The organism is Stenotrophomonas sp. S41 (assembly GCF_016624625.1).
Taxonomy (GTDB): domain Bacteria; phylum Pseudomonadota; class Gammaproteobacteria; order Xanthomonadales; family Xanthomonadaceae; genus Stenotrophomonas.
Window position 1 is genome coordinate 20,069 of record NZ_JACVTV010000052.1, and the last position, 7,288, is coordinate 27,356.

Below are 7,288 nucleotides of genomic sequence, written 5' to 3' on the forward strand. Positions count from 1 at the left end.
CCCCTCGGCGTCACCGCGGCGTGAAAGCCGGGGTCTGAGGCGGGGTCAGAGCCCTTACGCCTGCGGCGGAAGGGATCCGACCCGGGGTCGGATCCCTCTGCGCGCGCAGAGGGCTCTGCCCCCAGCTATCCGGACGCCCGACTCAGCGCCCGGCTACCGGGCTGCCCGCCGGCCACTGCACCACCGCTTCCAGTCCGCCCTCGGGGCGGTTGCGCAGCCACAGCCGGGCGCCATCCTTCTCGGCCAGCGCGCGGGCGATGGTCAGGCCCAGGCCGGCGCCGCCGGTCTGCCGCGAGCGCGAGGTTTCCACCCGCACGAAGGGATCGAACACCGCTTCGAGCTGGTCATCGGCCAGCCCCGGGCCGTCGTCGGCCACCACCACGGTGATGCCCCCGCCACTGCGGTCCACCCTCACCCGCACGCGCTCGGCATACATCACCGCGTTGTCCACCAGGTTGGAGAACAGGCGGTGCATGGCCAGCGGCCGCAGCATCAGCACCGCGCCACTGGCGCCTTCGAAGGCCACGTCGGCGCCCGCCTCGGCGGTGTCCTCGACGATGCTTTCCAGCAGCGAATCCAGGTCGAGGGCGGCGCGCTGTTCGGCGCTCTCGGCGCTGCGGGCCAGTTCCAGGCCTTCGCGCACCAGCGCCTGCATCGCCGCGAGGTCGCCGATCAGGCGCTCGCGCAGGATCTCGTCGGTCACGTTTTCCAGGCGCAGGCGCAGCCGGGTCAGCGGCGTCTGCAGGTCGTGGGTGATCGCCGCCAGCATCTGCGTGCGTTCGGCCAGGTGCCGCTGCAGCCGCTGCTGCATGGCATTGAATGCCTCGGCGGCGCGCTGCACTTCGCGCGGGCCGCGCAGGGGCAGCGGGTCGCGCTGCAGGTCGTCGCCCAGTTCCTCGGCGGCCGAGGCCAGTTCCTGCAGCGGCGCGCTGGCCATGCGCGAAACGATATAGGCCAGCACGGCGATCGCCAGCACCAGCAGGGTCAGGAACAGCGGGTCCACGGCCAGCACGCCGTTGTGCGCCACCGCCGGCGAATCCAGCGCCAGCTTCAGCGTGGTGCCATCGCTGAGGACCACGTCCACGGCCCGGCACTTGGGCGGGATGAAGGACGGGTCGCGTTCACGCGGCGGGCGCCGGTGGCCCGGCGGTGGCGGCGGCAGCAGTTCCTGCAGCTTGGGGATGCACGAGCGGAACGAGGTGAAGTGCACATGCGCGCGCGCCACCGGTCCGGGGCGGTCATCGAGCACTTCCATCAGCGCCGTATCGACGCGGCCCAGGCGAGCGCCGGGCTGCAGCGCGCGCACGCTCGGCCCGCCCATTTCCAGCAGGCGGTCACGCAGTTCCGGGTTGCCGTCGAGCAGGTTGACGTAGCCCTGCAGGCGGTCGGCGATGCGGTTGAGGTTCTGCCGCTCGAATTCCTGCTGGCGCTTGGACGTGGCCAGCATGGTCGCGCCGATCGCGGCCACCGACATGCCCAGCAGCAGGATCACGAACAGCCGCCCCACCATCGAGGACAGGAAGTGGCGCAGGCGCTTGATCACGGCTTATTCCAGGTTGACGGCCGAGGCCAGTACATAGCCTTCATTGCGCACGGTCTTGATCAGGCCATCGGGCCCGCCATCGTCGGCCAGCTTGTTGCGCAGCCGGCTGACCTGCAGGTCGATCGCGCGGTCCTGCGCCTCGTAGTTGCGGCCGCTGCTGAGCGCCACCAGCTGTTCGCGCGAGAGCACCTTGTTGGCGTGCGCGATGAACACCCGCAGCAGGCGGAACTCGGCGCCGGACAGCACCACCACGCGGCCATCGGGGTCGACCAGGTGGCGGTGTTCCAGATCGAAGATCCAGCGCGAGAAGCGCGCGCGGCGCACCGCCAGGGGCTCCAGGTTGGCCGGCAGGGCCTCGGTCCGGCGCAGCACGTTGCGGATGCGCGCGAGCAATTCGCGCGGTTCGAACGGCTTGGCCAGGTAATCGTCGGCGCCCATCTCCAGGCCCAGCACGCGGTCGATCGGCTCGGCACGTGCGGTGAGCATGATCACCGGCGTGTTCGAACGCGCACGCAGGTCGCGGCACAGGGTCAGGCCATCCTCGCGCGGCAGGTTGAGGTCGAGCACGATCAGGTCCACGTGCTCGCGCTCCAGCAGCTGGCGCATGCTGGTGCCGTCGGCCGCGGTGCTGACCAGGTAGCCAGCGCGGCCGAGCTGCTCGGCCAGCAGGGTGCGGATGTCATTGTCGTCGTCGACGATCAACAGGCGATGCATCGGGTTTTCAGTCTCCATGTCGCGATTTTCCCGTGTCGGGAGCTGAACCGCATCCTGTCCAGTGCGTACCACTGTATCCACGCCGGGGCCGGATACCTGCAGTTACGCGTTTCGGCCGACAGTGTTACACACAGACACACCCCGAGGATTGAGCCTGCCTGCGCCCGATCTTCACAATGCCCACCAATGCCGCTGCGGCGGCCTGCCCGAGTGAAGCCCGCACGTGATCTCCCGCCTGTTGCCCGCGACCCGCCGGGGTCGTCTGATCGTGATCGTCCTGCTTGTCGTCATTGCTGCCGCGTGCGCCTGGTGGCTGCTGCGCAAGCCTGCCGCCCCGGCCCTGGCCACCAGCCCGGTCAGCCGCGGCGACATCGAACAGACGGTGGAAGCCACCGGCGTGATCGATGCCTACAAGCTGGTCAGCGTCGGTGCGCAGGCCTCGGGCCAGATCAAATCGCTGAAGGTGCAGCTGGGCGATACGGTGAAGGAAGGCGACCTGATCGCCGAGATCGACGCCACCACCCAGCAGAACCAGGTGCTCAACGCCCAGGCCTCGCTGGACCAGGTGATCGCCCAGCGCGCCGTGCAGCAGGCCAGCCTGCGCCAGGCCGAGCTGGACTTCGCCCGGCAGAAGGAGATGCTGGCCGCCGAGGCCACCTCGCGGCAGGAATACGATGCCGCCGAGGCCACGCTCAAGACCGCCCGCGCCCAGCTGCAGTCGTACGAAGCGCAGATCAAGGGCCGCGAAACCGAACTGGGCACCGCCCGCGCCAACCTCGCCTACACCCGCATCACCGCGCCGATGGACGGCACCGTGGTGGCGGTGGTGGCCGAGGAAGGCCGCACGGTGAACGCCAACCAGACCGCGCCGACCATCGTCATGCTGGCGCGCCTGGACGTGGTCACCGTCAATGCCGAGGTCTCCGAGGCCGACGTGGTCAAGATCAAGGCCGGCATGCCGGTGTACTTCACCACCCTGGGCGACCCGGACCGCAAGTACCACGCCACGCTGCGCCAGATCAATCCGGCGCCGTCGTCCATTGCCAACGAAAGCTCGTCCAGTTCCAGCAGCTCGTCCAGCTCAAGTTCCAGCAGCGCGGTCTACTACAACGCGCTGTTCGACGTGGAAAACCCCGATGGCACCCTGCGCATCGACATGACCGCACAGGTCTCGGTGCTGCTGCAGCAGGCCAAGGGCGCGCTGCTGGTGCCGGCCGTGGCGCTAGGCCCGAAGACGCGTGACGGCGAGCGCGTGGTGCGCGTGGTCAACGAGCAGGGCCAGCCGCAGCCGCGCAAGGTCAAGGTCGGCATCAACAACGGCGCCTCCGCGCAGATCCTGTCCGGGCTGGAGGAAGGCGAGCGCGTGGTGGTCGGCGAAGGCGGTGCGGCCGCAGCCGGCAGCGGCACCGGCAACCGCAGCGGCGGCGCGATGCGCATGGGCCCGCCCGGTGGCATGGGTCCGCGCCGATGAGCACGACGGCGCCCCTGCTGCGCCTGCGTGACCTGCGCCGCGAGTTCCCGGCCGGCGAGGATGTCATTGCCGTGCTGCGCGACGTCAACCTGGACATCCATGCCGGTGAGATGGTCGCCATCGTCGGCCAGTCCGGCTCGGGCAAGTCGACGCTGATGAACATCCTCGGCTGCCTGGACCGCCCGACGCGCGGCAGCTACCAGGTGGCCGGACGCGAAACCGGAAAGATGGAGCCGGACGAGCTGGCCGAACTTCGCCGTGGCCATTTCGGTTTCATCTTCCAGCGCTACCACCTGCTGGGCGACCTCGATGCGCGCGGCAACGTGGAAGTGCCGGCGGTGTACGCCGGCAGCCCCGGGCCGACCCGCAACGCGCGCGCCGAGCAGCTGCTGCAGCGGTTGGGCCTGCACGACCGCATGCACCACAAGCCGGGCCAGCTGTCCGGCGGCCAGCAGCAGCGCGTGTCGATCGCCCGCGCCCTGATGAACGGCGGCGAGGTGATCCTGGCCGACGAACCGACCGGCGCGCTGGACACGAAATCCGGTGAGGAAGTGATGGCCATCCTCGGCGAGCTGCATGCCGAAGGCCACACCATCATCATCGTCACCCACGACATGAGCGTGGCCGAGCACGCCCAGCGCATCATCGAGATCCGCGACGGCGAAATCATCGCCGACCGCGCCAATCCGAAAGCCCCCAGCTACCGTGCGCAGCGCCAGCCCAGCGCAGACGTCGCCCATGGCAGCAGCTGGCGCGCGGCCCGCGACCGCTTCACCGAAGCGTTCCGGATGGCGCTGCTGGCGATGAACGCCCATCGCCTGCGCACCTTCCTGACCATGCTCGGCATCATCATCGGCATCGCCTCGGTGGTGTCGGTGGTGGCGCTGGGCAACGGCTCGCAGCAGCAGATCCTGCAGAACATCAGCGCGCTGGGCACCAACACCATCGATGTCTACCCCGGCCGTGGCTTCGGTGACATGCGCTCGGCGCGCGTGCAGACGCTGAAGGCCACCGATGCCGATGCGCTGTCGCAGCAGAGCTACGTGGACAGCGCCACGCCCAGCGTGTCGACCTCGGTGACCGCGCGCTACCGCAACCAGTCGGCGACGGCACAGATCAGCGGCGTCGGCGAGCAGTATTTCCGGGTGAAGGGCGTGACCCTGCTCGACGGCAGCTTCTTCGACACCGATGCGATCCGCGGGCTGGCGCAGGTGGGGGTGATCGACGAGAACACGAAGACCCAGTTCTTCCCCGACAGCGACCCGATCGGCCAGGTGATCCTGCTGGGCAACGTGCCGGTGCGCGTGGTCGGCGTGGCCAAGAAGCAGAGCTTCGGCTTCGGTGGCAGCACCAGCCTGGGCGTGTTCGTGCCCTACACCACGGTGATGTCGCGCATGCTGGGGCAGAGCTACGTCTCCAGCATCACCGTGCGCGTCAATGATGAAACACCGATGGATGCCGCGCAGGAGGCCATCACCCGGCTGCTGACCCTGCGCCACGGCACCGAGGATTTCTTCCTCAGCAACAGCGCCGAGATCCGCGAGACCATCGAGCAGACCACGCGCACGATGACCCTGCTGATCGGCGCCATCGCTGCCATCGCCCTGCTGGTCGGCGGCATCGGCGTGATGAACATCATGCTGGTGTCGGTGACCGAACGTACCCGCGAGATCGGCGTGCGCATGGCCGTGGGTGCGCGGCAGAGCGACATCCGCCAGCAGTTCCTGATCGAAGCGGTGCTGGTGTGCCTGATCGGCGGCCTGCTCGGCATCGGCCTGGCCCTGCTGCTGGGCGTGCTGATCGGCCACTTCTCCAGCAATTTCCAGGTGGTGTTCTCCACTGCCTCGATCATCGCCGCGTTTGCCTGCTCGACCCTGATCGGCGTGGCGTTTGGATTCCTGCCGGCACGCAATGCCGCCCAGCTCGACCCGGTGGAGGCCCTGGCCCGCGAATGAAGATGATGACTCGACTGACCTCCCCTGCCCCTTCGCGCCTGCTGCTGGCCGGCGCGGTGCTGCTCGCCCTGTCCGGCTGCGCCTCGGTGGGCCGCTACCCGACCGAAGATCCGGCCGTGGCCGCGACCTATGGCCGAGGCGATGCCACCCTCAACGCGCCGGCCGATGACCCGCGCAGCAGCCTGGACACCCCGGGCCGCGACGTCCGCCAGGACACCTGGTGGACCGGCTTCGGTGACGAGCGCCTGGACCGTCTGGTGGCGCAGGCCCTGGCCGCCAACAGCGACCTTGGTGCCGCCGGCCTGGCCGTGCAGCGCGCCCGCCTGCAGGCCGGCCTGGCCAGCAACGCGCTCTGGCCGCAGCCGTCCTCGTCCGGCGTCAGCGCCAGCGGCAGCCGTCCCACCGACCAGGCCGCCGACTGGAGCCGCGGCTATTCCACCGGCGTGTCGCTGTCGTGGGAGCTGGACCTGTGGGGCCGCCTGCGCACCGCGCGCGACATCGCCCGCTGGGAAGCCCAGGCCAGCGAGGAGGACCGACAGAACACCGCCCTGCTGGTGATCGGCGATACGATCAGCCAGTACTGGACGCTGGCCTACCTCAACCAGTCCATCGCCAGCGGCGAGGCCAACCTGCAGCGCCTGGAGCGCACCCGCGACCTGGTGCAGGCCCGCTTCGACGCCGGTGCCGTCTCGCGGCTGGAAGTGCGCCAGGCCCTGCAGAACCTGGAATCGCAGCGTTCGGCGCAGAGCGCGCTGGAACAGCAGCGGGTGGAAGTGCGCAACGCGTTGACCGTGCTGCTGGATGGCACGCCGTGGCCGCAGCAGGATGAGCCGCAGGATCTGCAGGCCGCCCGCAGCCCGGGCATCGACGAAGGCCTGCCGGCCGACCTGCTGGGCCGCCGCCCCGACCTGCGCGCGGCCGAGCTGCGCCTGCGCAACAGCCTGAAGACCATCAAGGTGACCGCCACCCAGTACTACCCGGCGCTGAGCCTGACCGGCAGCCTCGGTTCGAGCGCGACCTCGCTGGGGGATGTGCTGCGCAACCCGGTGGCCACGCTGGGCGCCGGCCTGTCGCTGCCCTTCCTCAACCTGCAGCGTGCGCAGCTGGACACCGACATCGCCGGTACCGCCTACCAGATTGCCGCGACCAACTTCCGCAAGACGCTGTACACCGCGCTTTCGGAAGTGGACAACGCGCTGTCGGCACGCGAGCAGCTGGCGCGCCAGGTGGCCGCTTCGCAGGCATCGTATGACCAGGCCGTGGAAGTGGAGCGCGCGCAGGAAGTGCGCTACCGGGTCGGGGCCACCGACCTGCGTACCTGGCTGGAAGCACAGCAGACCCGGCGCGATGCCGAGCTGTCGCTGGCGCGCGTGCGGCAGAGCCAGCTGAACAACGACGTGACCCTGTTCAAGGCGCTGGGCGGCAGCGCGGGGTAAGGCGATGCGGGGCTGCGCCCCGCACCCGCTGAAGCAACATCAACGTCAGCATCAAAAGCTGGCTTCCTGTGGGATGGCGGGGTGGGTCCGGTGGCAGGGGGCGCCGTGAACCCATCCATGAAGTGACCCCCTAAAGTTGGACAGTTGGGGGATCAGGCGGCCAGCGCGG

Annotated in this window: 5 protein-coding genes; 3 read left to right on the top strand and 2 right to left on the bottom strand. The window is 69.5% G+C overall.

The annotated features are described in order from the left end of the window. Window positions 1–142 precede the first annotated feature (142 nt). Window positions 143–1,540, bottom strand: a complete 1,398-nt coding sequence (locus IAE56_RS12365; RefSeq protein ID WP_108770647.1) for an ATP-binding protein — start codon at window positions 1,538–1,540, stop codon at window positions 143–145. A 6-nt stretch (window positions 1,541–1,546) separates the two neighbouring features. After that, window positions 1,547–2,275: a response regulator gene (locus IAE56_RS12370; protein ID WP_079221281.1), complete on the bottom strand. Its 729-nt coding sequence runs from the start codon at window positions 2,273–2,275 to the stop codon at window positions 1,547–1,549. A gap of 205 nt (window positions 2,276–2,480) precedes the next feature. On the opposite strand from IAE56_RS12370, the gene IAE56_RS12375 reads away from it, so the two are divergent. The 3 genes from IAE56_RS12375 to IAE56_RS12385 are packed head-to-tail and all read left to right on the top strand — an operon-like array spanning window position 2,481 to window position 7,119. Then, window positions 2,481–3,728, top strand: a complete 1,248-nt coding sequence (locus IAE56_RS12375) for an efflux RND transporter periplasmic adaptor subunit (protein WP_164074763.1) — start codon at window positions 2,481–2,483, stop codon at window positions 3,726–3,728. Then, window positions 3,725–5,683, top strand: a complete 1,959-nt coding sequence (locus IAE56_RS12380; protein ID WP_200752729.1) for a MacB family efflux pump subunit — start codon at window positions 3,725–3,727, stop codon at window positions 5,681–5,683. Before IAE56_RS12375 ends, IAE56_RS12380 begins: the two co-directional genes overlap by 4 nt. Further along, the gene (locus tag IAE56_RS12385; protein ID WP_200752730.1) at window positions 5,680–7,119 is read left to right on the top strand and encodes an efflux transporter outer membrane subunit; all 1,440 of its coding nucleotides are present in this window, start codon (window positions 5,680–5,682) and stop codon (window positions 7,117–7,119) included. Before IAE56_RS12380 ends, IAE56_RS12385 begins: the two co-directional genes overlap by 4 nt. Window positions 7,120–7,288: the final 169 nt, after the last annotated feature.